Source organism: Mycobacterium sp., assembly GCF_049280035.1.
GTDB lineage: Bacteria > Actinomycetota > Actinomycetes > Mycobacteriales > Mycobacteriaceae > Mycobacterium.
In genome coordinates this window covers 1-1525 of the sequence record NZ_JBAPPI010000459.1, presented here as the reverse complement: position 1 = coordinate 1525, position 1525 = coordinate 1, and the positions used below count along the sequence as shown (strand labels likewise).

1 protein-coding gene is annotated in these 1525 nt (G+C 67.3%); it reads right to left on the bottom strand.

The window, feature by feature from the left end; genetic code table 11:
* A partial coding sequence (locus WAN71_RS15130; RefSeq protein WP_422226111.1) for a DEAD/DEAH box helicase occupies nucleotides 1-1434 on the bottom strand: 1434 nt, incomplete at its 3' end.
* Nucleotides 1435-1525 lie beyond the last annotated feature (91 nt).

Sequence of the window (1525 nt, the reverse complement as noted above, 5' to 3'; positions counted from 1 at the left end):
CGCTGAAGCCGTGGCCTCGCCGTTGGTGGCACCGGTGGCTTGCCCACCAATGGGGTGGCCTGTCACCGATTTGCCTGCGCGGGTGCGCTGCCGCTGCCGGCTGCTCTTCCGCGGCCGCGACCCGGATTGGTCGCTGCCGCGTTCGCCCGAGGTGGCGCGTTTGGCCTGCGATTTGCGCGGTGATCCGACCGTGCCCAGGGCTTCGGTCGGGATGTCGAGTTCGGCGTAGAGGTGCGGCGAACTGGAGTAGGTCTCAGAGGGATCCGGGCAGCCCAGGCCGAGGGCCTTGTCGATCATCGTCCAGCGGGCGAGCTCGTCCCAGTCCACCAGGGTGACCGCGACACCGGTCTTGCCGGCGCGGCCGGTGCGACCGATCCGGTGAACGTAGGCCTGTTCGTCCTCGGGGATCTGGTAGTTGATGACGTGCGTGACGTCGTCGACGTCGATCCCGCGCGCGGCCACGTCGGTGGCGACCAGGACATCGATCCCGCCGCTACGGAACGCTTTGAGCGCTTTCTCGCGGGCTATCTGCCCCAGGTCGCCGTGCACGGCGCCGACGGCGAAACCGCGTTCGGCCAGCTCGTCGGCGACCTTCTGGGCGGTGCGCTTGGTGCGGGTGAAGATCATGGTGGCGCCGCGTCCGCGGACCTGCAGCACCCTGCTGACCAGCTCGACCTTGTCCAGCGCGTGGGCGCGATAAACGTACTGTTTGGTGAGGTCGTGCACGGCCGAGGAGTGCGGCGCCTCAGCCCGGATGTGGGTGGGCTGGTTCATGAACGTGCGGGCCAGCGTGATGATCGGATCCGGCATCGTCGCCGAGAACAACATCGACTGCCGCTCATCGGGGATTTGGCGCAAGATGCGTTCGATGTCGGGCAGGAAGCCGAGGTCGAGCATCTCGTCGGCCTCGTCGAGCACCAGCACCGACAGACCGCCCAGCTGCAAGTGCCCCTGCTGGGCGAGGTCGAGCAGCCGGCCGGGGGTGCCGACCACCACGTCGGCGCCGGCGCGAAGCGCCTCGATCTGCGGCTCGTAGGGCCGGCCGCCGTAGATGGACACCACCGACAGCCGTCGGTCGTCGTCGGTGGTCAGGTGTTTGGCGGCAGTGGCCAAGTCGCCGGAGACCTGGAGGCACAGCTCGCGGGTGGGCACCACGATCAGCGCCCGGGGGATGCCGGTGAGCGGGCGTTCGGTGCCTGAGGTGGTGATCCGCTGCAGCAGCGGCACCCCGAACGCCAGGGTTTTGCCCATTCCGGTGCGGGCCTGGCCGATCAAGTCGTCGCCGGCGAGTGCGAGCGGCAGGGTTAGCTCTTGGATGGCAAAGGGATGCTTGATGCCGTCCTCGGTCAGTGCCTGCACTATTTCAGCGCGGACGCCGATCTCGGCAAAGGTGGATTCGGACGTGGTTCGGGTGGGTGTGATTAGTGGGGTCATGCGTAAAACGCGATGCCTTTCGGTGTCGTATTCGGTTAGTCAATCGTTGCGGTCACGCGCGCACCAGTTGACTGTCGAATACGTTGCCGAT